This window comes from Lysinibacillus sp. JK80, from assembly GCF_027557635.1.
Taxonomy (GTDB): Bacteria; Bacillota; Bacilli; order Bacillales_A; family Planococcaceae; genus Lysinibacillus; species Lysinibacillus capsici.
The window spans coordinates 3,535,070-3,559,211 of record NZ_CP058997.1; the positions used below are offsets into that span (position 1 = coordinate 3,535,070).

General features: G+C 38.2%; 23 protein-coding genes and 1 pseudogene. 15 read left to right on the top strand and 9 right to left on the bottom strand.

What is annotated here, in order from left to right:
- Positions 1-10: 10 nt before the first annotated feature.
- The 3 genes and pseudogenes from HXV90_RS17795 (at position 11) to HXV90_RS17805 (ending at position 2,716) form a co-directional block, all read left to right on the top strand.
- Positions 11-1,182, top strand: a pseudogene (locus HXV90_RS17795) (MalY/PatB family protein).
- 318 nt (positions 1,183-1,500) lie between these two features.
- A complete protein-coding gene (locus HXV90_RS17800; protein WP_269897690.1) occupies positions 1,501-1,848 on the top strand; it encodes a hypothetical protein in 348 nt (115 codons plus the stop codon).
- 328 nt (positions 1,849-2,176) lie between these two features.
- Complete coding sequence (locus tag HXV90_RS17805) at positions 2,177-2,716, top strand: magnesium transporter CorA family protein (protein WP_269897691.1); 540 nt, start codon at positions 2,177-2,179, stop codon at positions 2,714-2,716.
- 50 nt (positions 2,717-2,766) lie between these two features.
- On the opposite strand, the gene HXV90_RS17810 is transcribed toward HXV90_RS17805, so the two are convergent.
- Together HXV90_RS17810 and HXV90_RS17815 are read right to left on the bottom strand one after the other, a co-directional pair.
- A complete protein-coding gene (locus HXV90_RS17810; RefSeq protein ID WP_004228391.1) occupies positions 2,767-2,979 on the bottom strand; it encodes a hypothetical protein in 213 nt (70 codons plus the stop codon).
- Between the two features lie 22 nt (positions 2,980-3,001).
- Positions 3,002-3,589, bottom strand: a complete 588-nt coding sequence (locus tag HXV90_RS17815) for a peptidylprolyl isomerase (RefSeq protein WP_004228389.1) — start codon at positions 3,587-3,589, stop codon at positions 3,002-3,004.
- A gap of 237 nt (positions 3,590-3,826) precedes the next feature.
- Here HXV90_RS17815 and HXV90_RS17820 point away from each other — a divergent pair, with 237 nt between their 5' ends.
- On the top strand, positions 3,827-5,677 hold the full coding sequence (locus HXV90_RS17820) for a transglycosylase domain-containing protein (protein WP_269897692.1): 1,851 nt from the start codon (positions 3,827-3,829) through the stop codon (positions 5,675-5,677).
- 345 nt (positions 5,678-6,022) lie between these two features.
- Here HXV90_RS17820 and HXV90_RS17825 read toward each other — a convergent pair whose 3' ends face one another.
- On the bottom strand, positions 6,023-6,586 hold the full coding sequence (locus tag HXV90_RS17825) for a DUF5366 family protein (protein ID WP_269897693.1): 564 nt from the start codon (positions 6,584-6,586) through the stop codon (positions 6,023-6,025).
- A 155-nt stretch (positions 6,587-6,741) separates the two neighbouring features.
- On the opposite strand from HXV90_RS17825, the gene HXV90_RS17830 reads away from it, so the two are divergent.
- From HXV90_RS17830 to mnhG, 7 genes are read left to right on the top strand one after another with little or no spacing between them, the layout of a single operon-like run.
- Positions 6,742-9,153 carry a Na+/H+ antiporter subunit A gene (locus tag HXV90_RS17830; protein ID WP_269897694.1) on the top strand — a complete coding sequence of 804 codons (2,412 nt, stop codon included), beginning with the start codon at positions 6,742-6,744 and terminating at the stop codon, positions 9,151-9,153.
- Complete coding sequence (locus HXV90_RS17835; protein WP_004228380.1) at positions 9,140-9,562, top strand: Na(+)/H(+) antiporter subunit B; 423 nt, start codon at positions 9,140-9,142, stop codon at positions 9,560-9,562. Before HXV90_RS17830 ends, HXV90_RS17835 begins: the two co-directional genes overlap by 14 nt.
- Positions 9,562-9,903: a Na(+)/H(+) antiporter subunit C gene (locus HXV90_RS17840; protein WP_004228379.1), complete on the top strand. Its 342-nt coding sequence runs from the start codon at positions 9,562-9,564 to the stop codon at positions 9,901-9,903. Before HXV90_RS17835 ends, HXV90_RS17840 begins: the two co-directional genes overlap by 1 nt.
- A complete protein-coding gene (locus tag HXV90_RS17845) occupies positions 9,896-11,383 on the top strand; it encodes a Na+/H+ antiporter subunit D (RefSeq protein WP_269897695.1) in 1,488 nt (495 codons plus the stop codon). Before HXV90_RS17840 ends, HXV90_RS17845 begins: the two co-directional genes overlap by 8 nt.
- Positions 11,384-11,387: 4 nt before the next feature.
- Positions 11,388-11,867 (top strand): Na+/H+ antiporter subunit E, encoded by a 480-nt coding sequence (locus tag HXV90_RS17850; RefSeq protein ID WP_004228376.1) that lies wholly within the window; start codon positions 11,388-11,390, stop codon positions 11,865-11,867.
- The gene (locus tag HXV90_RS17855) at positions 11,864-12,145 is read left to right on the top strand and encodes a Na(+)/H(+) antiporter subunit F1 (RefSeq protein WP_004228375.1); all 282 of its coding nucleotides are present in this window, start codon (positions 11,864-11,866) and stop codon (positions 12,143-12,145) included. The genes HXV90_RS17850 and HXV90_RS17855 overlap by 4 nt, the downstream gene beginning before the upstream one ends.
- Positions 12,129-12,497, top strand: coding sequence for a monovalent cation/H(+) antiporter subunit G (gene mnhG / locus HXV90_RS17860; RefSeq protein WP_004228373.1), 369 nt, complete (start codon positions 12,129-12,131; stop codon positions 12,495-12,497). The genes HXV90_RS17855 and mnhG overlap by 17 nt, the downstream gene beginning before the upstream one ends.
- A gap of 44 nt (positions 12,498-12,541) precedes the next feature.
- On the opposite strand, the gene cysC is transcribed toward mnhG, so the two are convergent.
- From cysC to HXV90_RS17880, 4 genes are all read right to left on the bottom strand, one after another.
- Positions 12,542-13,135: an adenylyl-sulfate kinase gene (cysC, locus tag HXV90_RS17865; protein WP_269897696.1), complete on the bottom strand. Its 594-nt coding sequence runs from the start codon at positions 13,133-13,135 to the stop codon at positions 12,542-12,544.
- Positions 13,132-14,271, bottom strand: a complete 1,140-nt coding sequence (gene sat / locus HXV90_RS17870; protein WP_269897697.1) for a sulfate adenylyltransferase — start codon at positions 14,269-14,271, stop codon at positions 13,132-13,134. The genes cysC and sat overlap by 4 nt, the downstream gene beginning before the upstream one ends.
- Positions 14,272-14,341: 70 nt before the next feature.
- A complete protein-coding gene (locus tag HXV90_RS17875; protein WP_048394449.1) occupies positions 14,342-15,406 on the bottom strand; it encodes a sulfate permease in 1,065 nt (354 codons plus the stop codon).
- A gap of 12 nt (positions 15,407-15,418) precedes the next feature.
- Positions 15,419-16,120 (bottom strand): phosphoadenylyl-sulfate reductase, encoded by a 702-nt coding sequence (locus HXV90_RS17880; protein ID WP_112116459.1) that lies wholly within the window; start codon positions 16,118-16,120, stop codon positions 15,419-15,421.
- Positions 16,121-16,581: 461 nt separating this feature from the next.
- Between HXV90_RS17880 and HXV90_RS17885 the strand changes: the two genes are divergently transcribed.
- Genes HXV90_RS17885 through HXV90_RS17900 form a run of 4 tightly spaced genes read left to right on the top strand, consistent with a single transcriptional unit; the run spans position 16,582 to position 20,451 of the window.
- Positions 16,582-17,634 carry a sulfate ABC transporter substrate-binding protein gene (locus HXV90_RS17885; RefSeq protein WP_269897698.1) on the top strand — a complete coding sequence of 351 codons (1,053 nt, stop codon included), beginning with the start codon at positions 16,582-16,584 and terminating at the stop codon, positions 17,632-17,634.
- An 11-nt stretch (positions 17,635-17,645) separates the two neighbouring features.
- Positions 17,646-18,479, top strand: coding sequence for a sulfate ABC transporter permease subunit CysT (gene cysT, locus HXV90_RS17890; protein ID WP_048394444.1), 834 nt, complete (start codon positions 17,646-17,648; stop codon positions 18,477-18,479).
- Positions 18,480-18,489: 10 nt separating this feature from the next.
- Positions 18,490-19,365: a sulfate ABC transporter permease subunit CysW gene (gene cysW / locus HXV90_RS17895; RefSeq protein ID WP_269897699.1), complete on the top strand. Its 876-nt coding sequence runs from the start codon at positions 18,490-18,492 to the stop codon at positions 19,363-19,365.
- Positions 19,366-19,380: 15 nt separating this feature from the next.
- A complete protein-coding gene (locus HXV90_RS17900; protein ID WP_269897700.1) occupies positions 19,381-20,451 on the top strand; it encodes a sulfate/molybdate ABC transporter ATP-binding protein in 1,071 nt (356 codons plus the stop codon).
- Positions 20,452-20,494: 43 nt separating this feature from the next.
- On the opposite strand, the gene cysI is transcribed toward HXV90_RS17900, so the two are convergent.
- Together cysI and HXV90_RS17910 are read right to left on the bottom strand one after the other, a co-directional pair.
- On the bottom strand, positions 20,495-22,210 hold the full coding sequence (gene cysI, locus HXV90_RS17905) for an assimilatory sulfite reductase (NADPH) hemoprotein subunit (protein ID WP_054549433.1): 1,716 nt from the start codon (positions 22,208-22,210) through the stop codon (positions 20,495-20,497).
- Between the two features lie 123 nt (positions 22,211-22,333).
- Positions 22,334-24,127, bottom strand: coding sequence for an assimilatory sulfite reductase (NADPH) flavoprotein subunit (locus HXV90_RS17910; protein WP_269897701.1), 1,794 nt, complete (start codon positions 24,125-24,127; stop codon positions 22,334-22,336).
- Positions 24,128-24,142 lie beyond the last annotated feature (15 nt).

Here is a 24,142-nt window from a genome sequence, read left to right on the forward strand (position 1 = left end):
AGTGATTTGCTTGTCTATTTTTGATCAAACTATCAAACGTCGATGTACAAACTCAGTAAAATGGGACGCAATGGAAAAGGTTTATGGCCTAAACGATGCCTCAGATATCTTACCAATGTGGGTAGCCGATATGGATTTTCCTGCTCCAATAGCCGTTTCAAAGGCTTTACAACAACATGCTGAACATACTATTTTTGGCTATAGTTATATGAGTGAAGAAGCGATACAATCCATTGTAGACTGGCAAAATACTCGCCATGACTGGCACATAGAGAAAGAAGCCATCCTATTCTGTAATGGTGTTGTGGCTGCATTAGCTAACAGCATTGTTGCCCTAACTAACCCTGGGGACAAAGTACTCATTTCACCTCCAGTTTATCCGCCATTCTTTAACATACCAAAAAGTAATGGTCGTGAAGTTGTGAGCTGCCCATTAATTGAAAAAGACGGATTGTTTGTCTATGATTTTGAAGCCTTCGAGCAGTCTTTAGCTCAAGATGTGAAAGCCTACATACTATGTAACCCGCATAATCCAGGAGGCTATGTATGGGATGAAGCTACTTTAAAGGAAATTGTACGACTTTGTGCTAAATATGATGTCATCATTATTTCTGATGAAATCCATGCTGATTTAATGATTAATGGGGATAAACATATTCCTTTAGCTAAAGTTGCAGGTGATGAAATCAATCGCATTGTTACGTGTATGGCTCCTACTAAAACATTTAACTTAGCAGGAATTCAAGTTTCATATATGATCGTAACAGATAAGAAAAAACGCTTGAAGCTAGAGGCCATCAATATGGCAAGTGGTCAAGGCTCATTAAATACATTTGCCTCTGTTGCCCTTCATGCAGCATACACAGAAGGGGCTCCTTGGTTAGATGAATTACTTCCTTATATTTCTGCCAACATGGATTATGTGAAAACGGAGTTAGAGCAGATTCAGGTATTCGTGTTACGATTCCTCAATCTACTTATTTAATCTGGATTGATTACCGAGAACTAGCGCTTGAAGAGAAGGAGATCATGAACCGCTTACTTGAAATCGGAAAGCTTGCTCTAGAACCAGGGACAAAATACGGAGAAGAAGGTCGTGGCTTCCTACGTATGAATGTTGCTTGTTCATTTGATACTGTGAAAGATGGAGTCGAGCGTTTTAAAAAGGTCTTTGCGCAATAAAATGGTTGAAAGGATATCTCTCCCCTTAGAGCTATCCTTTTTCTATGTTTAAAAACAAAATTTTGTGGAAAAGGTTCTTATCAATCGGATTTATACAGAGGTGATTTTACATGGACATTGTCCCTTTAACGATTAAACGTGCTTATATGACATTCCTATTTCCTTCGCCTATTCCGAAAAAAATCGTCAAAAAATCAGTGATATACTACTAAACGAGGGCTTTTCCTTTTTCACCTTAAACAATACATCTCTTGAAGACGCTTTTTATGGTGATATGACGATTATACATGAGGAACTTGCCCAATTTTCTATCCTTTTTTGGAGGATAAATTATTTCCAAACGAAATGAATAACCCTGACTTTATTCGTTTTTCGAAAGCTTTTTATACACAAGGCGCCTTACATCTGCAAGAAAGTCAAATCAATTATGATTACGAAGTGATGAGTATTGATGTGACATTATGTCCTTTTGGGAATGGGATTATAACAGTCAGAACAAATATTACAGATCAATCGCATGATCTAAGTGATATCTTAAATTTTATCCACTATTTTAGAGTATTAGAGGCTAAACTAAGAGAGGAAAAAGGTGCAAGTCATCATTTTTCATTTGGTCATTGTTCTTCTACGAGTGAATTATTATTTAAGTATTTATACCTTATTTAAAACCCTTTCTATTACATCAACAAGACCATAGCTATGAAGGCTTACCTTTCTTTGAAGATGAGAGAATGTTTGCCTCAGCTTATTTAATTGCAGAGAAGAAGCTAAAATTATACCTGAGCATTTATTTCGCTTAGGACAAGTAGACGGTAGGACACCTGCTGGCAAACCCTTTATTTCTAGCACTAATCCTTCATATATCTCTAATTATGTACAAGAGCATGCCCATACACGCTGGGCTCCTAACAGTTATATTATCACCTCCTCACAAGCACAAATAACGATTACAAATAGGGCGTTTGCCAAATGTACACATAGTATTCAAGAATTTATGGGTACGCACTATTACAATTTGTTCATTCATTATTTTTATAAAATGATGCTCTTAAAGCTTTCCTATGAGTATAGTGAAATAAAGTGGGGCAAAGATAAACAGGTTGTCAATGAACTAATCGAGTTGATTACAAAGTTTTCTGCACGCTATTATTTTGAAGAAGTCATCGTACGAACAGAAGGCAGAGAAATTGCTCAATTGCTACGAAAGTACTTCCGTATAAATGAACATTATGTAGAAACGAAAGAAACATTGAATAGTTTGTATCGAACACAGGAAGATCAATCCGATAATCGAAGTAATAATTTACTATTTATTTTAACAGTCTTTACTGTGGTATCGGGCATTTATGGGATGAACTTAGTCATTGAAGGGTGGAAAGATAGCAGTGATTTCGATAGCATCGGTAGTTATACACTCTTTGAATGGGTAGCCTTTATTACTGCATTGAGTGGGATTGGCTTGTCACTTGTACTGGTTTGTTTCACTGCCATCAAGGCCCTGCAAAATACTATTCGACGCTTTAAAAAAAATTGATACAATAAAAAAGAATCTGCTCGCCCTCTGTGGCAAGCGGATTCTTTTTCTTATATATTCTGTTGATTGTTTGTGTTTTTCTTTTCTGCTAAAATACGTGCTTCAATTTCTTTTGATTTTAATTCTTGTTTCTTAGAAATTTTTCTGAAAAGCGTAAACACGATAATACATAAAATAAGCATAATTAAAAATTCAAATGCTGCTGGAATATAACCTGATTTGTCTTCTGGGAAATATAAAAATTGATACATAAAGTTCTGCATGTTCTACACGTCCTTATACGTATTATTCAAAGACTGTAATTGACTCAATTTTCACATCTTCTAATGGTTTGTCACGGAAATCTTTTTCCACATCTGCAATTTTATCCACAATGTCCATACCTTCTACTACATGACCGAATACTGTGTGTTTATGGTCTAACCAAGGTGTACCACCGTTTTGAGCATAAGCTTCGATGATCTCTTCAGGGAAGCCCGCCCCTTGTAATTGACGAAGCATATCACTTGGAAGGTGCTTCATTTGTACAATAAAGAATTGAGAACCATTTGTGTTTGGTCCTGCATTTGCCATTGAAAGCGCTCCACGTAGGTTAAACAATTGCTCTGAGAACTCATCTTCAAAGGAATTACCCCAAATTGATTCTCCGCCCATACCAGTACCAGTTGGGTCGCCACCTTGAATCATGAAGTCTTGAATAACACGGTGGAAAATAATGCCGTTATAGTAGCCTGATTTAGCATGACCTAAAAAATTCTCAACCGTTTTCGGTGCGTGCTCAGGGAATAATTTAATTTTGATAGCACCTAATGTTGTGTTCATTTCTACAAGCACTTCGCCTGCTTGTACGTCTGTTGTTAACTGTGGAAACATGGAAGTCTCTCCTTTAATGATAAATTTCAGTTTCAATGAAAAAGATGCCCTTGCACCTTTTCCGACCTCATTTTAGTCTAACATACTTCCTACTGGTTTTCTCCCTCTAAGTATTGACGATTTTTGCACTTTTACTATTCATGTTTAAAACTATGTAAATAGGTCTGAGCGAGTATTTGGAATCAATCCAAAATATGTTATTCTGATGAAGGATTTATAGAAAGAGTGGAGGCACACATGAAAAAGGCTTTTGGTTTTTTTATTATCGTTCTATCCCTTCCTGCTTTATGGTGGATTAGCACAAACATTAAAACAGAAATCAATATTGCACAAGCACATGAGGAACAAATGACTAATGCAATACATTTACCCGAGGTAGAGGCCCAACTACCTGTTACCCTTATTGATCGAAATGGGCAAACATTTAGTGAGGAATATGTCGAATGGCGGCAGCCACTAAGTTTACAAGAAATTCCACAAATTGCCCAGGAAATATTCATTACCAGTGAGGATGCTGATTTTTATACACATATTGGCTTTGATTTAAGTGCTATTATTCGTGCAGTTGTAGCCAATTCAAATAGCAACACAACCTCTCAAGGTGGTAGTACAATTACGCAGCAGCTTGTTCGGATGCGTTATTTATCCGAAGAAAAAACATATGAACGTAAATTAACAGAGCTTTTTTATGCCTATGAATTAGAAAAAGAATTTGATAAAGAAGCCATTTTAACGATGTACCTAAATGAGTCCTATTTCAGCAATCAAGTTTATGGCATTGGCGGAGCAGCCACCTATTATTTTCAAAAGCCACTCCAAGAATTATCCATCGCTGAAATAGCTTTCATTGCTGCCATCCCAAATAACCCTTCCCTTTATAATCCTTTAAAGAATTATGATCAAACTAAAGCAAGGCAGGAGCGTTTGTTAGATACCCTTGCAGCAAATGGGGCTATTACAGAGGGAGAGGCAAAAAACTATAAGGCTGATACCATTACATTAAATGTGAAAGATAAAATTCAAAGTTATCCAATGTATAGCACTTATGTTCTTCAAGAGCTCAAATGGCTTATTGCAGAAAAAGAAGGTTATGCGGATCGACTAAGCTCTACAGATAATGAGGAAGAAAAGAAAAAAATTAAAGCACAATTAGACATTCGACTCAATACATTATTTCAAAATGGACTCATCATTCACACAGCACTTGATCCTACTAAACAGCAACATGATGAGGAAAAAATGTCAGCTATTTTAGGTACTAGCCCATGGCAAGCTGCAGGTGCAGCCATTGAAAACCAATCAAGAGAAATAGTCAGTCTGTATGCAGGAAAGAACTATGAAAAATTTGATTTCCATCGTGCATTCCAAGGAACACGTCAGCCTGGTTCAGCTTTTAAGCCTCTGGCAGTCTATGCACCATTCTTCGAAACAACATCTCATACACCTGATTCGATTGTCAATGGTGGGCGTTATTGTGTGGGCTCGTTTTGCCCACAAAACTATGGGGGCTATACGTATGGTGATGTGTCAATTCGTACTGCTTTTCGACATAGCTATAATACATCTGCACTTCGTCTCTTTCAAACCGTTGGCGTCGAGACAGCCTTTCATTACCTTAATCGCTTTCACTTCCGCTCGATTGTAGAGAAAGATTATAATTATGCTGCATCATTAGGAGGACTAACCTATGGTGTAACAGCATTAGAACTAGCAGATGCTTATACTAGCTTTATTGATGGCTCTTATGTACTTGCACATAGTATTCGAAAAGTCACAGCATTAGATGGAACAGAGCTTTATAGTTGGGATACACAGCGTGATCAAATTTGGTCTCCTAAAACAGTAAAATACATGCGTGAACTCCTTGCAGATGTTGTAGCAAACGGTACGGGTCAAGGTGTCTATAGTAATAGCAGCTACGTTGGTGCAAAAACAGGGACAACGAATGACTATCGTGACTACTGGCTTGCTGGACTCAATAATGAATATACTGCTGCTGTATGGTTAGGGTATGATAAACCTCAATCGATGCAGCAATTAGAAGAGTACAAAATTCATCACCAATTATTTAACGTGTTGCTTGAGTAGTGAAACATGCAAAAGGTAGTAGTCGCTAAGACTACTACCTTTTTAAAGTGTTAAAAAACAAAACCATCAATTAAATTTTTATTAAAGATGTAAATGGTTTTCCGTTACAGGCTACTTGTTTTCCTGTGGACGAGCGCCGAGCCGCTTCCTCCGCTCCGTACAGGGGCTCGCCTGTCTCACTATCCATGGGATTTAACGTCACAGAGGAGACCCTGGAGCGAATGTAAATGAGTGAAGCGGCTCATCGAACGCCCCCTGGAAAGGACGCTGGCGGAACGGAAATCAACCCCTCGCCTTTCAAACTCTCTTTTTCTACTATTAACATCACCATTTTAATAGTATGTATTAATTTGCAAACGGCAAACTTGCCAAAATGCCATTATATAGCTTTAATACGACATAAATAACTAATGTTAAAAGAATCGTCCACATAAAAAGCTCAAAGATTAATAGACCGATTGTGCCGCCCATTGATATAAAATGACTCATTTTATAAATCAGATAAATAAAGTAGGTAAATATCGTTATGACGAAAATACCTATTAAAACATAAATAAATTGGATGGCAAATGCAGAACACATAGCACCTACAAATAAGATAATATAGCCACCTCGAGCCTGACTAACTGTGGCTCCTTCGTTGTCCTTTGAAAAGAACAGCATTCCTACTTCATGAATGGTTTCGCCTACAAGTTTAAGGGCAGAAAATAACATAAAAAAAACAATGGCAAAGACGATGAGAAGAAATACACGTAACTCAAAATCTGATAAAAACTCTCGCATTCCTGAATACACACCGATAGCTTGAAAAATCTGTAAAGATTCACCAACAGCATACATCCCAAATGTCAAACTAAACAATAAAATTGTAATTAATGGTAGATAACCATAGATATATGGGTTCTTCATAAAAAATTTTTTTCCTCTATTTTTATTGATAACTTCCTATTTATAATATAACGAAAGTTCTCCAACGACCGCAAGCTAAATCCTAATAGTACATATGCATTCCCAATTAAAGTACGTTATAATTGATTTACTTACCTGCATAAAGGAGGGTTTTTTTGTTACAAGTACTTTATATTTTTATTCCAATGCTTGTTGCAATATTAGTGCCAATTTTATATAAACGCATGAATAATATTCACACAGGTTGGTTTGTTCTTGCTGTACCTGTTACACTTGCTGTTATTTATGCAACATATATTGCTCAAGTTGCTAAAGGTGAAGTATTTACTGCAGAGCTACCTTGGATTCCATCGCTTGATATTTCCATCATCTCATATTTAGATGGACTTAGCTTATTATTCTCATTACTCATTACTGGAATTGGCTCGTTAGTTGTGCTTTACTCCATTTTTTACTTAGATAAACATAAAGAAAAATTACATAACTTTTATGTTTACTTACTGTTATTTATGTCAGCCATGCTGGGAGTAGTACAGTCAGATCATTTAATTACACTCTATTTCTTCTGGGAGCTAACATCCATATCATCATTTTTACTCATCGGCTATTGGTATAATCGGGATGCCTCACGCTTCGGTGCATTAAAGTCTATGATGATTACAGTTGGCGGCGGCTTAATGATGCTAGGTGGCTTCGTTCTTCTTTATTTAATGGGAGGGACCTATTCTATTCGAGAATTAATTGTCATGGCACCAAATTTAGTAGACCAGCCTTTATTCACTTGGTCACTTATCCTATTACTCTTGGGAGCATTTACAAAATCCGCGCAATTCCCATTCTATATTTGGTTACCAGATGCCATGGAGGCGCCAACACCAGTAAGTGCATACCTTCACTCAGCTACAATGGTCAAAGCAGGTATCTATTTAGTTGCACGATTTACGCCGATATTTGCAGCCTCTGAACTTTGGGTGTGGCTTGTAACAGGTGTAGGTATCTTAACTTTATTCTGGGGTTCCTTCTTTGCAGTGAAGCAAACTGATTTAAAAGGTATTCTAGCATTCTCTACAGTCAGTCAGCTTGGGCTTATTATGTCACTACTCGGGGCAAGTGCTGTTGCTTTCCATGCAAATGGCTCAATCGATACCATAAAGTTTGCTGCATTTGCTGCCATTTTCCACCTTATTAATCATGCAACATTTAAAGGCAGTCTCTTCATGATTGCAGGCATTGTGGATCATGAAACTGGAACTCGAGATATTCGTAAACTCGGTGGCTTAATGAGTATTATGCCAATTAGTTTTACTGTGGCTGCAATAGGAAGTTTATCAATGGCTGGTCTTCCACCATTTAATGGGTTCTTAAGTAAAGAAATGTTTTTAACAGCGATGCTTGCACTTCAAAAGTTTGAATTCTTCGGCTTTGAAACATGGGGAGCACTCTTCCCTATTGTTGCGTGGATTGCTAGTATTTTTACATTTATCTATAGTTTCTATTTTGTTTTCCGAACATTTAATGGGAATTACAAACCAGAGCAGTTACCTCATAAACCACATGAGGCGCCGATTGGTATGCTAATTTCTCCTATTCTTTTAGCAGCTTTAGTTGTGACAATCTTCTTTATTCCAAACTTTATCGGTAATACCTTTGTAAAACCAGCCGTTCAAGCGATACAGCCATTTTTGTATGATTCACCTCAAGCTGTTGATATTCATGTATCTGCTTGGCATGGCATTACCCCAGAGTTACTGATGACCATTGGAATTATAATAGTTGGGGTATTGTTATTTGTTGCCTTACCAAAATGGCAAGGGATGTATCAACGATTCCCGCAAGCGTTAACATTAAACAATGCATATGACAAAATCATGCAGGGATTAGATGTTGGCTTAAATCGTATTTCCCGACGCTATATGACAGGTTCTATGCGTCACTATTTACTCTATATGTTTAGCGGAATAACTATTATTGTTATCGGCTCTCTATTCGTGAAAGATGCATTTAGTATTTCATTCCAAGGAGCCTCACCAATTAATTTGTATGAAATTATCTTGATCGTAGTTTTATTAATTGGTACTGCCATCACCATCTTGGCCAAATCACGTTTAACAGCCATTATTGGGCTTGGTACTGTAGGCTATACAGTAGCCTTATTCTTTGTCATTTTTAACGCACCTGATTTAGCGCTGACACAGCTCGTTATAGAAACGATTTCAGTAGCACTATTTTTATTAGCATTTTACCATTTACCTAAACTTGGTAAACGCGAGGAGCGAATGAGGTTCCAGTTAAATCGTGCCATTGTTTCCATTGCGGTTGGTGTGATGGTAACACTTGTTGCGCTATCAGCTCATTCCCAAAAACTAATTCCCTCTATTGCTAAGTACTACGAGGAAACCGTCTATTCTTTAGCTGGTGGTGGAAATATTGTAAACGTAATTTTAGTAGACTATCGTGGTTTCGATACATTGTTTGAAATTACAGTACTCGGCATAGCTGGCATGGGCATCTTAGCTATGATTAAGTTACGTATGAATAGAAAGGAGAACACTCATGAAAACAAATGATGTGATAATACAATTTACAGCTAAAATTGTATTTTTCATTATTTTCTTCTTCTCCATTCATATTTTTTTAGCTGGTCACTATACGCCTGGTGGAGGCTTTGTTGGGGGGCTGTTAACATCAAGTGCACTTGTTCTTTTAGTGTTAGCCTATGATATCAACACAGTCCGCCATATTCTACCTATTAATTACACATATTTAACAGCCATTGGCTTACTATTAGCCCTTGCTACTGCGGCATACCCAATGTTTGTGGGCAAACCGTTTTTCACACATTTCTTTGATTATTTCGATTTACCGCTTCTAGGCAAACAGTCATTACACACGGCTATGCTTTTTGATAGCGGGGTCTATTTGGTTGTTGTCGGCGTTACGATGACCATTATTCAAACGATTGGAGAGGATGAATAATGGAAATAATTATGGCCTTTGTGATCGGCTTTCTTTTTATGGCAGCGGTCTATTTAATCTTATCAAAAAGTTTATTGCGCATTATTATTGGAACAGGTCTGTTAAGTCATGGTGCTCATCTACTCATCTTAACAATGGGTGGTCTTGGTGGTGAAGCTCCACCTGTCTTAAACGAAGGAGCCAAAACATTTGCTGATCCCTTACCCCAAGCACTTATTTTAACTGCAATTGTTATAAGCTTTGGGGTGACAGCATTCTTCCTTGTACTTGCCTACCGTTCCTATCAAGAACTTAACACGGATGATATTAGCTTAATGAGAGGAAGTGATGAGGATGAATAACTTCCTACTATTACCCATTATCATCCCGTTTTTCTTCGGTATGATTTTAATGTTTGGACAAAAAAATCTAACTTATCAGCGATCATTTTCATTACTTGGGATTGGACTAGCCCTCCTCTCTGCCCTCTCACTGCTTTTAACAGTGAAAGAAGATGGTATTCAAAAGGTCACATTTGGAAATTGGCCTGTTCCTTACGGTATTACAATGGTATCTGATATGGTGTCTGCATTGCTCGTTACAACGACATTGCTTATTGGGCTATTTGTTGTTTGGTATGGCTTCGGTTCCATCACGAAGGAACGCGAACGCTTCTTTTATTACCCTGGTATTATGTTTATTTTAACTGGGGTCAATGGTGCCTTTACAACAGGTGATATTTTTAACTTATTTGTGTTCTTTGAAGTATTGTTAATGGCTTCCTATTTACTCATCGTTTTAGGTGGTGAGAAGGGGCAACTGAAAGGGTCTATTAAATATATTTTAATTAATGTTATTTCTTCGGCCTTATTTGTTATAACCGTGGCCTATTTATATTCTGTAGTAGGGACATTAAACATGGCTGATATTGCGGTAAAAATTGCTGAAATTAATCAACCAGGAATTATTACTGTTATTGCCATACTATTTTTAATGGTATTTGGACTAAAAGCAGCTATTTTCCCATTATATTTTTGGCTTCCTACTTCGTATGCAGCAGCCCCGATCCCTGTCTTAACCCTATTTGGCGCTCTGCTCACAAAGGTTGGTGTATATGCCATTACACGTACCTACACACTATTTTTTGTACATGATTTATCCTATACGCATGATTTACTAATGGCATTAGCTATTGCAACAATTGTAGCTGGTTGTATTGGAGCACTCGCTTATTTTGATGTAAAGCTCATTATTATCTATAACATTGTCATTGCAGTAGGTGTCATTTTATTTGGTGTCTCTCAAATGAATGAGGCTTCTTTAAAAGGAGCTATGTTTTATTTAATTCACGATATGCTGATTAAGGCAGCACTCTTTATGTTAATCGGTATTGTCATCTATATTACTGGTACATCTGACTTGCGTAAAATGGGTGGACTGATGAAAAAATACCCTGCACTGGGTTGGTGTTATTTAATAGCAGCGTTTGGCTTAGCTGGAATTCCACCACTTAGCGGGTTTGTTGGAAAGCTGTTAATTGTTCAGGGAGGCTTTGAGGCTGGAAGTATGTGGAGCAGTATTTTCATTTTAGCATCTTCACTGCTTGTTTTACTATCCGTGCTTCGTATTTTCCTCTATGCGTTTTGGGGTGAGGAAAAAGAAACACAAGGAACATTCGACAAATCTATCTATAAGATGCTGTTTATGCCCACTGCCTTGTTAGTACTTATTACTATCGCATATGGTGTGGGTTCTGAATGGATTACGCCATTTATGGATGATGCTGCAAAATTATTAAAAGATCCATCTATCTATATAGATGCTGTAATGAAGGAGGATTAACACTATGGCATTTCAAATGATTTTAAATTTTGTACTTGCCTTCGTCTGGATGTTCCTTTCCTCTAATTACACAGCAACTGGTTTTATCATTGGATTCATTATGGGAATAATCTTACTCTTTCTCATGCGGAGGTTTTTCAAGTCGCGTCTTTATGTCTATCGATTATGGGCCATTCTAAAATTAACTTTGTTGTTCTTAAAAGAGTTAATTTTAGCAAATGTTCAAGTATTGAAAGTAGTATTAAAGCCAAAGTTGGACATGCAACCTGCCTTTTTTGCTTATCCAACTGTTCTAACACAAGACTGGGAAATCACTTTATTATCAAGCCTTATTACTCTAACACCAGGAACAGTCGTAGTGCATGTATCAGACGATGCGAAAACATTGTATGTACATGCAATTGATATTAATGATGCAGATGAAGCCATTGCTTCCATTCGAGATTCATTTGAGAAAGCGATTTTGGAGGTGAGTAAATCATGACAACATTTATTATTGCTGTAATCGTAGTGATTTGCTTATCCATGATAGCGGTCATTTATCGAATGGTAAAAGGTCCTTCCGCATCCGATCGTGTTGTAGCTTTGGATTCACTTGGGGTTTCACTCATTTCCCTAATCGGACTATTTTCGATTTTAGTGGAAACAAGCTTCTTTCTTGAAATCATTTTATTGCTAGCAATTTTATCGTTTATCGGTACGATGGCCTTCTCTAAATTCATAGAGAAAGGAGATATCATCAAACGTGACAATTCTCGCTAATAGTTTAGTTATCTTTTTCATTACTGTTGGAGTACTCTTTATTGTCGTGACAGCTATCGGACTTGTCCGTTTACCTGATTTGTATACACGTGCCCATGCCGCTTCAAAAAGTGCAACACTTGGCGTCATGTGTGTACTGATCGGTGTATTCTTTCACTTTTGGCTCATTGAAGATCATTTCAACCCTCGTATTTTACTGGGGATACTCTTCCTCTTTATTACTGGTCCTGTTGGCGGACACATTATGACGCGTTCTTCCTATATTGCTGGTGTTAAGCCATGGAAAGGTACAGTACGTGATGAACTAGGTCCTGAAATTGACAGAATGAAAAAGGAACAAGGTGTAAAATAAACGTAAAAATCTGCCCGATTACTAAATCGAGCAGATTTTTTTAGTTAAATATATCCCTTGGCAGTTAAAATATTTGTCAGTTGCTCCACACATTCTTCAATGGAATGCTGTTCTGTATCCAAAATAACTTCTGGGTTAATCGGTTCTTCATATGGAGCGCTAATCCCTGTAAAATTAGCAATTTCAGCATTCCTTGCTTTTTTATACAAACCTTTAGGATCTCTTTTTTCACATGTTTCTACTGAACACTTTACAAAGACCTCTAAAAATTCACCATCCTCTACAAGTTCACGGACTACCTGACGATCTTCTCGATAAGGTGAAATAAAAGCCGTTAGCACAATTTGACCGCTCTCTATAAATAACTTTGAGACTTCACCTATTCGACGAATATTTTCCTTGCGCCCTGCCTCATCGAATCCTAAGTCACTATTTAAGCCATGACGCACATTATCACCATCTAATACGAAGGCTTGATTGCTCCTTTCAAATAATCGACGGGCAAATGCATTAGCCACTGATGATTTTCCTGAAGCAGATAAACCCGTAAACCATAAAATAAAGCTTTGATGTTGATTTTTTGAACGGCGTTCTTCTTTTGTAATGGAGGCTTCATGCCAAACAATGTTTGAACTCATTTCACTACCTCCTTACTCATGCCTTTAATTAAAATGTCTACGACTTCTTTACGACTGAATGTACTTGGTGGTACTTCTCCATTTCGTAGCATCTCACGTACCTTCGTTCCTGATAGAATGACATGGGCAGAGCTATCATGTGGACACGTCTTTGTCGTCGCCATGCCTTCACATTGCTGGCAATAAAAGCTATGCTCAAATTTCAGTGGGACAATTCCTAATTCATCTTCTGTAAACTGTTCAAAAATCTTTTGTGCATCATATGTGCCATAATAATCACCAACACCTGCATGATCACGACCAACAATAAAATGAGTACAGCCATAATTTTTTCTAACAAGTGCATGAAAAATAGCTTCCTTTGGTCCTGCATATCGCATAGCGGCTGGGAAAATACCTAATTGTACACGACTTTCAGGATAATAGTTTTCTAATAAAACCTCATAGCTCTCCATACGTATAGCAGCTGACACATCATCTGACTTTGTTTCTCCAACAAGTGGATTTAGAAATAACCCATCAATCGTTTCAAGTGCTGCCTTTTGAATATATTCATGCGCCCTATGGACTGGATTACGTGTTTGGAAGCCAACAACAGTTTTCCATCCCTTGTCAGCAAATAATTGTCGCGTTTCTATTGGGTCAAATGAATAAGCAGGGAACTTTTGTGTAAGACGTTTAATTAACGTAATTTTCCCTCCAACATAAATGGCAGGACGATCAAAAAGCTTTTGAACGCCCGGATGTGCTAAATCCTCTGTTCCATAGACAAGTAAAGCCTCTTTCCGTTTATTCGGCTCATAAATATCTGCTACTTCAATAACGCCATATACTTCATCACCATAAACCAGCTTCACCTCGTCACCAGGCTGTAAAATGGACGCTTTCTCTTTTGTAACAGGTAATGTAATCGGAATACTCCATACTACACCTGATGCTAAACGACTTTGTGCCACGACTGACTCATAGTCTACTTGTGTTAAAAAACCTTCAATTGGGCTATACCCCCCTATAGCAATTAGCTCTAAATCACTCAACGAAATTGCATCCAACTCAATTTCCTTATGAATAGTTGTGATTTTTTTTTCCGGATTAAATGCTTGCACAAGTAGTCCACCATGTGGTTGTAGACTCATAAAAATCTCCTCCTAATTCTAGTAAAATACTAAGTTTTGTAGTCAAAAGATAGTGATGATATGATTCAATTTAAATGCCTTCCCCTGCATCATAGATAGACTGCTCTTCTTCACGCATCGTACGCATCAGACTAATGACCCCTAGCGTCCCAACAATAATGCTGCCATTTAAAATAATGGCATAAAGGTCTTTTTCTAAAAATAACTGCACTAAAAAATAAGAAATGACTAATGAAAAGATGGGTGATACAACCCAAATACGTATAATTTTTTTCACAATATGCTTATGGAAGATTTGCTTTCCGTTTTTCGCCATCCCCATCCCAATGATGGATGAAGAAGTGACTTGTGTTAAGGGTACTGGAAGCCCAAAAATTGAGCTTACGCCAACAAGCAGTGCACCTGTACTTGAAATGAGAATGCCCTCTGCCTTTTGAAAGCGCACTATTTTTTTACCGTTTGTTTCAAGCACTCGTTTACCAAGTAGCAGAGCACCTATTGCGACAAATGCACCGCCAAGCACAATGCCCGTTGTCACATCCATCATTCCTGCTCCCACCAAGGGTCCAACTGCATTGGCAACATTATTCATCCCCGCTGAAAATGCTTCGAAAAATCCTGCTAAAACGAGAAGAACAGTTAAAATTGGCCGATCTTTCAGCAACCCTGTGTTTTGTAACTTATATAATAACTTTCCACATACAAGAGCAATGACAAAGGCAACAAGCGGTACAATCACCCAAAATGATATAATGACAAGCAGCGAATTGACGAATAGTACTTTATAGGCAATTCCTACACCCACGACAGCACCCACTGTTACTTCACTCGTTGATAAGGGAATGCCTAAAAGATTGGCGAAAAATAACGAGCTTGTCGCAGAAATCAAGATAATGATGACAACCTTTACCGTAATATATTCCTGGGGCATAATGCCTGAGCTTATCGTTTTAACTACCTCTCCTCCGCCTAATACAGCTCCACTGTAGACGCCTATCGCGCATAAAAGCAATGCTTGCCACGCTTTTTTGATGGCACCTGCCCCATAAGCAACACCCATTGAGGCTGCTGCACCGCTTGCTCCTATGTTCATCGCAAAAAATAAACTAATAGCTATTGCAAAATATTCAAGCATGGCAGAACTCCTTTATTCATGTAACCCGCACTCGGTTTTACCAGAACCTTGCCATCTACCTGAACGTAAATCCTCCATTGTAAATGCTGGTTTCGTACAATGCTCACAGCCGATGCTTGGATAGCCTTGATCGTGTAACGGATTATATGGCAAACTGTGCTTCGAAACATAACGCCAGACATCCTTCCAAGTCCAATGAATCAATGGACAAACTTTAATCGATTTAAATTTATCGTCACGATTTAAAAAGTTTGTTTGTTGACGTGTTGGTGATTGCTCACGACGTAAACCTGATATCCAAGCCTTTTTACCTGATAAGGCTTCGTGTAAAGGTTTTATCTTACGAATATCACAGCACTTATTTGGGTTAGACTTCCATAGTTCGTCACCATGTTGTGTAGCTTGTTGCTCAAGTGTAAGGGCTGGCTTTTTCATGACAATGTTAAGTTGTGGATATTTTTCTTTGACTTTATGAATGGTTTCATATGTTTCTTTAAAGTGTACATCTGTATCTAAAAAAACAATCGTAGCGTTAGGCTTTACCTTTGAAATGAGATCAATTAAGACAATGCCCTCAATACCAAAGCTACATGCATAGACGATTTCATCTCCATATTCTTGATAGCTCCACTGTAAAACCTCTAGTGCAGCCTTATACATATCATCAACCTGAAAATCAATGATCGGTTCTTGCCAATTTTCGTAAGTTAACATCGAATCCCCCTCATAGCAAAAAAGGCGTTCTAACAAAAGACATAGGAAAAACAGGTCTTTGTTAAAACGCCTCTAGTTTGACTAGCCAGCTCTATATTTAATGATTGTTCACTAGTAGTTGTTACCTCGTACTACAATCATTCTTCTTATTACCAAATATATACTAAAGTACACCAAGCAGTCAACTAGGTTTTTTAAATATCTTTTCCATACACCCATTATTTTTGCTCTTTGCTGCATATGATGAGTGGTATCTAAGGACACTTCTATTAATTTTCAAAATAAATAATCTTTTTTATAATTCCTTGTTGACTAATAGGAAATATATGTTTAATGTATTACTAAAGCTTTGACCTAAAAAACGCTGATCAGAGGATCTGAAGGCCATCTACCCAATGTTGTCATATCATTGTGGGGGATGGCTTTTTGCATTCTTAAGACAGAAAAGGGGCGGATTAACTATGAAAAAAAAGAGCTATGTTCTCCAATCATTGGCATTATTAACTATTCTAACGCTTAGTTTAACTGGCTGTGGAAGTGCTAATTCAGATGAAAAAGCAAGCGGTCAGGAAGACAAGAAGTCTGTAGAGCTACTAAATGTTTCCTATGATCCAACACGGGAACTTTACGATGAGTTCAACAAAGATTTTATAAAAAAATGGAAGGCTGATACTGGCCAAGACGTCACAATCAATCAATCACATGGTGGATCTGGCAAACAGGGGCGTGCAGTTATTGATGGTCTTGAAGCCGACGTTGTGACACTCGCACTCGCTTACGATATTGATGAAATTGCTCAAACTCGTGAGCTGCTGAATAAAGATTGGCAAACCGAATTTGATCTTAATTCGACTCCCTATACATCTACAATTGTTTTTTTAGTTCGCAAGGGCAATCCAAAGAACATACAAGATTGGGATGATTTGATTCAAGATGATGTATCTGTCATAACGCCTAATCCCAAAACATCTGGAGGTGCACGGTGGAACTACTTAGCTGCTTGGGCTTATGCCGAAAAGTTATATAACAATAATGAGACAAAAATAAAAGAATTTATGAAATCACTTTACAGCAATGTAGAAGTACTTGATTCTGGCGCTCGTGGAGCTACAACAACATTCGTAGAACGTAAAATTGGAGATGTCTTAATTGCGTGGGAAAATGAAGCATACCTCTCTCTCAATGAATTAGGTAAAGATGAATTTGAAATCATCACGCCTTCTTTAAGTATTTTAGCAGAGCCACCAGTTGCAGTTGTAGACAAAATCGTAGATAAAAAGGGGACACGTGAAGTCGCTGAAGCTTACTTACAGCATTTATATAGTGATACAGGGCAAGAAATTGCGGCGAAAAATTATTATCGACCACGTAGTGAAACGATTCTAGCAAAGTATAAAGATCAATTCCCTCAGCTTGAACTTGTTTCCATCGATGATTTTGGTGGTTGGTCACAAGCACAAGCAACCCATTTTAAAGATGGTGGTACCTTTGATGAAATTTACGTACCACAATAAGGAGCGTTTTGATGAGCAGTTTAATCATTCCTAAAAAATCGCGTCGAATTATTCCAGGCTTTCATTTATCTCTTGGTTATACAATGCTTTACGTAAGTTTACTAGTGTTACTACCACTTTCCATGATTTTCATTCATACCATGTCCTTAAGCTGGTCAGCATTTATAGATATCATTACAGATCCCCGTGCTGTTGCTTCCTACAAAGTGAGCTTCAGCACTGCACTGATTGCAGGCTTACTAAATGTTTTTTTCGGTACGACTATTGCATGGGTTCTCGTTCGCTATCAATTTCCCTTTAAACGAATCATTGATGGGCTTGTAGACTTACCTTTTGCATTGCCTACTGCTGTCGCTGGAATTGCTTTAACATCTCTTTATGCGCCAAATGGTTGGATTGGTCAATTTTTTGATTTTAAAATTGCCTTTACACCTCTTGGCATCATTATTGCTTTAACCTTTATCGGGCTACCCTTTGTTGTACGAACGGTCCAGCCCGTTTTACAAAATATCAGTGCTGAGGTGGAGGAAGCTTCGGCAAGCCTTGGAGCCAATCGTTTACAAACCTTCCGTAAAGTCATCTTACCAGAGCTAGTACCAGCTATTTTAACTGGCTTTTCCTTGGCCTTTGCGCGCGCTTTAGGTGAATATGGCTCGGTTGTTTTTATTGCAGGAAATATGCCGATGAAAACGGAAATTACGCCGTTAATTATTATGACAAAGCTTGAGCAATATGATTATGCGGGGGCAACTGCCATAGCTGTTGTCATGCTTGTGACATCCTTTATTTTGTTGTTCACCATTAACTTGATACAATGGCTAGCCAATCGTCGGTTTGTACATTAGGAGGTACTATATGGAACAATCAACTTTTATTCAGCAGGCTAGTACAGAAAAAAGGAAAGCAGCTACACAGACTGCTGCCTTACAGGAGCCTCGTATTATTCGCTATACGTTAATATTTATTGCCTTAGCTTTTTTAGCTTTCTTTATCGTACTACCTTTAGTATCTATTTTTATTACAGCCTTTCAAAAAGGATCCGATGTTTACTTTACTGCGATTACACATCCAGATGCATTAGCTGCTATTAAGCTTACATTAATCGTCGTAGCCATTACTGTACCCCTCAATGCAATCTTTGGCGTAATGGCTGCCTGGGCACTTACAAAGTTTAATTTTAAGGGGAAAAATCTATTGCTTACTATGGTAGATTTACCTTTTGCAGTTTCACCTGTTATCGCAGGTTTAGTATTTATTTTATTGTTTGGCTCACAGGGACTATTTGGTGAATGGTTGTTTGCACATGATATTAAAATTGTTTTTGCACTACCTGGCATTGTCCTTGCCACAATTTTCGTCACATTACCCTTTGTTGCACGTGAATTAATACCGCTGATGCAAACCCAAGGTATATCTGAGGAAGAAGCGTCCATTTCATTGGGGGCAAGTGGCTTTAAAACCTTTTGGTATGTCACATTACCCAATATTAAATGGGGACTATTCTATGGTTTGATTTTATGTAATGCACGAGCCATCGGAGAATTCGGGGCTGTGTCTGTGGTATCTGGTCATATTCGTGGCATGACAAATACGATGCCCCTTCATATTGAAATTCTCTATAATGAATATCAATTTGCAGCAGCCTTTGCAGTTGCTTCCTTAATGAGCGTAATGGCCATCTTTACATTAATTGTGAAAGACATTATTGCTTGGAAATCAAAATCTAGTTAAAAGGAGATGGTCTCAATGAGTATACAAATTCAAAACGTATCCAAAAAATATGGGTCCTTTCAGGCACTAGAGGATATATCCGTACATATTCAGTCCGGGGAGCTAGTAGCACTGCTTGGCCCTTCTGGATCAGGAAAAACCTCATTATTACGTGTGATTGCTGGGCTTGAAACAACGGATGTCGGCAATATTTTATTTGATGGTCAATCTATCACAGATCGTCATCCAAAGGAACGCAATGTGGGCTTTGTCTTTCAACATTATGCGCTTTTTCGCCATATGACGGTCTTTGACAATGTAGCTTATGGCCTGAAGGTACGTCCTCGAAAAAGCAGACCTTCAAAACAACAAATCAAAGATAAAGTGATGGAATTATTGCAACTTGTGAAGCTTGAAAATTTCTCAGATCGATATCCAACACAGCTCTCAGGTGGGCAACGACAACGTGTCGCACTGGCAAGAGCACTTGCTGTAGAGCCAAAGGTACTGTTACTAGATGAACCATTTGGAGCTCTCGATGCAAAAGTACGCAAGGAGTTACGTCGCTGGCTTCGAAAGTTACATGATGAATTTCATATTACAAGTATTTTTGTGACACATGACCAAGAGGAAGCTCTCGATGTTGCAGATCGCATTGTGGTCATGAATAATGGCAAAATCGAGCAAATTGGTAGTCCAGATGAGGTCTATACAAACCCCAAAAGTCCGTTTGTCTATGACTTCTTGGGCAATGTTAATCTATTTAAAGGTCGCTTACATAATGGTAAGCTCATGCAGGGTGAAGTTGCACTTGATGTACCTGATGCCCTAACACATTCAGAGGACAATGCGATAGGGTTTGTACGTCCACATGATATTCAGATTGAGAAAACAAGTATTTCAGGTACAGTTCCTGTTAAAATCAGCCACATTCATTTACTAGGACCTATCGTTCAAATTGAACTACGCCGTGAGGATCTTGATGAATTTTTAGAAGCGGAGTTATCAAAAGAACAATTTCATCTTCTTCAACTGAAGGTGGGCGATCAGGTATTTGTAAAGCCGAAACAATTAAAGGTGTTTATTCCTGAGGATTATTCTATATAAAAAACCATGTAGCAAATTTTTCTTTGCTACATGGTTTTTATTTTTAATGAAATTCTCTTCCATCATAGACAGCTGTGACATACCCAGCACGAATGACAAAGTCTCCAAAATGTTCGCCCTCTAAACGTTCCTTTGAAAAATGCAGAAGAATTGGTCGTAGCTCTGCTAAAATTTCCTCCTCACCAATATTTTCACGATAGATTTTATTTAAGCGATTGCCTGTAAAACTTGCACCAAGGTACATATTGTATTTACCTGGCCCTTTGCCAATAAAGCCGATTTCACCCATTGCTGCACGTGAACAGCCATTTGGACAACCAGACATGCGAATAACAATTTCTGTTTCATTTAAGCCAGCCTCATCAATAATGGCATCAATTTTTGTTATAAGAGAAGGTAAATAGCGTTCTGCTTCTGCCATGGCTAAGCCACATGTCGGTAATGAGACACAGGCAATGGAATTGCGGCGTAAGGCAGAATAATGCGCACCGTCTGTTAGCTTGTATTGTTCAATAAGCGTATTTATTTGTTTCTTTTTCTGGGGTGTTACATTGCTAATCATTAGGTTTTGGTTCGGTGTTAAACGAAAATCACCCGTGTGCACCTTAGCTATTTCACGTAAGCCAGTTAACAACTGATAATCCTCAAAGTCTTTTATACGGCCATTTTGAATAAATAACGTATAATGCCAATGACCATCTGCCCCTTTAATCCAGCCAAATTCATCACCTGTACGCTCAAAAGTATAAGGACGAGCCTGCTGAATTTCCCAGCCTAGACGACGCGTTAATTCTTCTTGGAACCATTCAAGTCCTCTCGCATCAATCGTGTATTTAAATCGTGCATTTTTACGGACAGAGCGATTCCCATAATCACGCTGTATCGTTATTATTTTTTCTGCTGTTTCTAGTAATTTATCTGGCGTTATAAAGCCAATTTCACGAGCAAGCTGTGGATAGGTTTCATGATCACCATGTGTCATGCCCATGCCTCCACCAACCGCTACGTTAAAACCAACAAGCTGATTGTCTTCAACGATGGCAATCAGTCCGATATCTTGTGAAAAAACATCTACATCATTACTTGGTGGAATCGCAATACCAATTTTAAATTTACGCGGCAAATATTGAGCTCCATAAATCGGTTCAATTTCTACATCCTGACTATCTACTACCTTTTCTCCATCTAACCATAATTCATGATAAGCGCGTGTTCTCGGCAGTAAATGCTCACTTAGTTTTGCAGACCAATTATAAACCTCTTCATGTAATGCAGACTGGTTTGGATTGACATTACACATCACATTACGGTTCACATCTCCACATGCAGCAAGAGAATCCAATAACACCTCATTGATTTCCTGCATATATTTTTTAACATTCCATTTTAAAATGCCATGTACTTGAAATGCTTGGCGTGTTGTTAATTTTAAAGAGCCATTGCCATACTTTCTAGCCATTTCATCCATCACAAGCCATTGCGCTGGGGTAGCTGCTCCACCTGGTGTTCGTACACGTACCATAAATTGATAGGCCGGTTCCAGCTTTTGTTTCTGACGTTCATTCCGAAGATCTCGATCGTCCTGTAAGTAACTGCCATGAAATTTCATAAGGCGATTATCGTCCTCTGGGATACCAGAGCTTAATGGATTATTCATGGTACGTTCGAGTGTTCCACGTAGGTAATTACTTTCGGTTTTAATACGCTCTACATCACTTGGTTTCCCGGGCTGTGGAGGTAACACTATTTTTTCAGTCATTCTTTATCGCTCCTTTAATCCATTACACCTCAGCGTATTGGGCATACCTGAGGGTTTACTTGCTAACAAAGAGATCAACTCATTAATAAGGGAAGGTTTTCGAGAAATTTGTGTTGAACTCCATTAATAAACGTCACGTTGGTAGCGTTTTTGCTGTTTTAATTCATTCACATAGGCTTTTGCTTCCTCTGGTGTTTTCTGTCCTTGCTGCTCAATAATTTGATGAATGGTTGCATCCACATCAGATGCCATTGATTTTTCGTCACCACATACATAAATGACAGCCCCCTGCTCCAGCCACTCATAAAAACTTGCGGCATTTTCATGCAATTTATGTTGAACATAGATTTTTTGGTCTGTATCACGTGAAAAGGCCACATGCATGTGACTTAATGTGCCAGCAGCTAGCCAACGTTGCCAATCCGTTTGATAGAGGAAATCCGTAACAAAATGCTGATCACCAAAGATGAGCCATGCTTTCCCCTCAATCCCTAACTCTTCTCGCTCCTCTAGAAAAGCTCGATATGGTGCAACACCTGTGCCTGCACCAATCATAATAATTGGCGTTTCATTATTCTCTGGCAATCTGAAATTCGGATTTTTATGAACATAGATTGGTAATGTATCACCTATTTGTATTCGTTCTGCCACACTTCCAGAGCAAACACCAAGACGTTGTCTACCTGCTGTTTCATAGCTTACCTTGCCAATCGTTAAATGAACCTCTTCGCTATTGGCCTTTTGGCTACTAGCAATAGAATAAAGTCGAGCTGGAATTTTACGCAGTAACTCTACAAATTGCTGTGCACTCCAAGTAAATGGTGTAAATTCCTCTACTAGGTCGAGCAAGTCTCTTCCTTTTGCATAGTCCTTCCAGGCTTTCGGTTCTTCAAATAGCTTAGAAAATTCTTTATGCTCTGTATAAGCAGCAATTTTTTCGAGTAACGGTTTAGATAACACCGTAATTTCTAATTTTTTCTGTAGTGCTTCTTTTATTGTTATTGTTTCATCAAAAACAGTCACTTCTGTCTCCGAATCAAATTGAAGTGCTGTCAGCAATGCATTGACTAATTGTTCATCATTCTCTGGCAGAATGCCAATGCTATCGCCAGGTTCAAAATGAAAATTAGCTCCCTCAATCGATAATTCAAGATGACGCGTCTCTTTATTGGAGCCACGACCATTTAGATTTATATTTTCAAGTACTTCAGCGTAAAATGGATTTTTTCTTGAATATGTAGATTCTTCAAGTACTTGCGCCCCTTCGTTGTGTGCTGAAGTAGACGTTGCTGAAGTTGTGTGCTGAAGAAATTCCTGTTGAACCGCAGAGAACCACTGTGCAGCTGCGTCATCATAATCTACATCGCAATCTATACGAGGAACAATTCTTGTTGCACCTAATTGCGCAAATCGCTCATCGAAGTCCTTACCTGTCTTACAAAAAAATTCATAGGAGCTATCCCCTAAAGCAAGAACCGAATATTGTAGGTGTTCTAGCTTAGGCGCCCGTTTGCTATGCAAAAATTCATAGAATTGTATCGCTTGATCTGGTGGATCTCCCTCTCCATGTGTACTCACAATAAGTAATAGATTGGTGATCTTTTTTAAATTACTAGCTTTAAATTTCCCTAATGATGAGACAGTTACATCTACCTGCTGCTCTTTTAAAGCTGCTGCATACTTTTCAGCTAATCCTTGACTATTGCCTGTTTGGGAACCATATAAAATTGTTATTGTTTTGGTAATCGGCTGGGCTGCTGGTGGTGCCTGTTCAACAATTGCTTCAAGAGTTGCTTGGGGAGCACTTAGGTAACCGTTTAGCCAAAATTTTTGTTCAATTGTTAATTTAGGGAGAAGCTCGTTTAATAACTTCACCTGCTCTTCATTAAATGGACTGTTTATTACTTGTAATTTCAATCTTTGCCACCTCAC

Coding starts and splice junctions, on each gene's coding strand:
- HXV90_RS17805 (WP_269897691.1), top strand. CDS start 2,177: ATGGGTACGCACTATTACAATTTGTTCATTCATTATTTTTATAAAATG.
- HXV90_RS17810 (WP_004228391.1), bottom strand. CDS start 2,979: ATGCAGAACTTTATGTATCAATTTTTATATTTCCCAGAAGACAAATCA.
- HXV90_RS17815 (WP_004228389.1), bottom strand. CDS start 3,589: ATGTTTCCACAGTTAACAACAGACGTACAAGCAGGCGAAGTGCTTGTA.
- HXV90_RS17820 (WP_269897692.1), top strand. CDS start 3,827: ATGAAAAAGGCTTTTGGTTTTTTTATTATCGTTCTATCCCTTCCTGCT.
- HXV90_RS17825 (WP_269897693.1), bottom strand. CDS start 6,586: ATGAAGAACCCATATATCTATGGTTATCTACCATTAATTACAATTTTA.
- HXV90_RS17835 (WP_004228380.1), top strand. CDS start 9,140: ATGAAAACAAATGATGTGATAATACAATTTACAGCTAAAATTGTATTT.
- HXV90_RS17840 (WP_004228379.1), top strand. CDS start 9,562: ATGGAAATAATTATGGCCTTTGTGATCGGCTTTCTTTTTATGGCAGCG.
- HXV90_RS17845 (WP_269897695.1), top strand. CDS start 9,896: ATGAATAACTTCCTACTATTACCCATTATCATCCCGTTTTTCTTCGGT.
- HXV90_RS17850 (WP_004228376.1), top strand. CDS start 11,388: ATGGCATTTCAAATGATTTTAAATTTTGTACTTGCCTTCGTCTGGATG.
- HXV90_RS17855 (WP_004228375.1), top strand. CDS start 11,864: ATGACAACATTTATTATTGCTGTAATCGTAGTGATTTGCTTATCCATG.
- cysC (WP_269897696.1), bottom strand. CDS start 13,135: ATGAGTTCAAACATTGTTTGGCATGAAGCCTCCATTACAAAAGAAGAA.
- sat (WP_269897697.1), bottom strand. CDS start 14,271: ATGAGTCTACAACCACATGGTGGACTACTTGTGCAAGCATTTAATCCG.
- HXV90_RS17875 (WP_048394449.1), bottom strand. CDS start 15,406: ATGCTTGAATATTTTGCAATAGCTATTAGTTTATTTTTTGCGATGAAC.
- HXV90_RS17880 (WP_112116459.1), bottom strand. CDS start 16,120: ATGTTAACTTACGAAAATTGGCAAGAACCGATCATTGATTTTCAGGTT.
- HXV90_RS17885 (WP_269897698.1), top strand. CDS start 16,582: ATGAAAAAAAAGAGCTATGTTCTCCAATCATTGGCATTATTAACTATT.
- cysT (WP_048394444.1), top strand. CDS start 17,646: ATGAGCAGTTTAATCATTCCTAAAAAATCGCGTCGAATTATTCCAGGC.
- cysW (WP_269897699.1), top strand. CDS start 18,490: ATGGAACAATCAACTTTTATTCAGCAGGCTAGTACAGAAAAAAGGAAA.
- HXV90_RS17900 (WP_269897700.1), top strand. CDS start 19,381: ATGAGTATACAAATTCAAAACGTATCCAAAAAATATGGGTCCTTTCAG.
- cysI (WP_054549433.1), bottom strand. CDS start 22,210: ATGACTGAAAAAATAGTGTTACCTCCACAGCCCGGGAAACCAAGTGAT.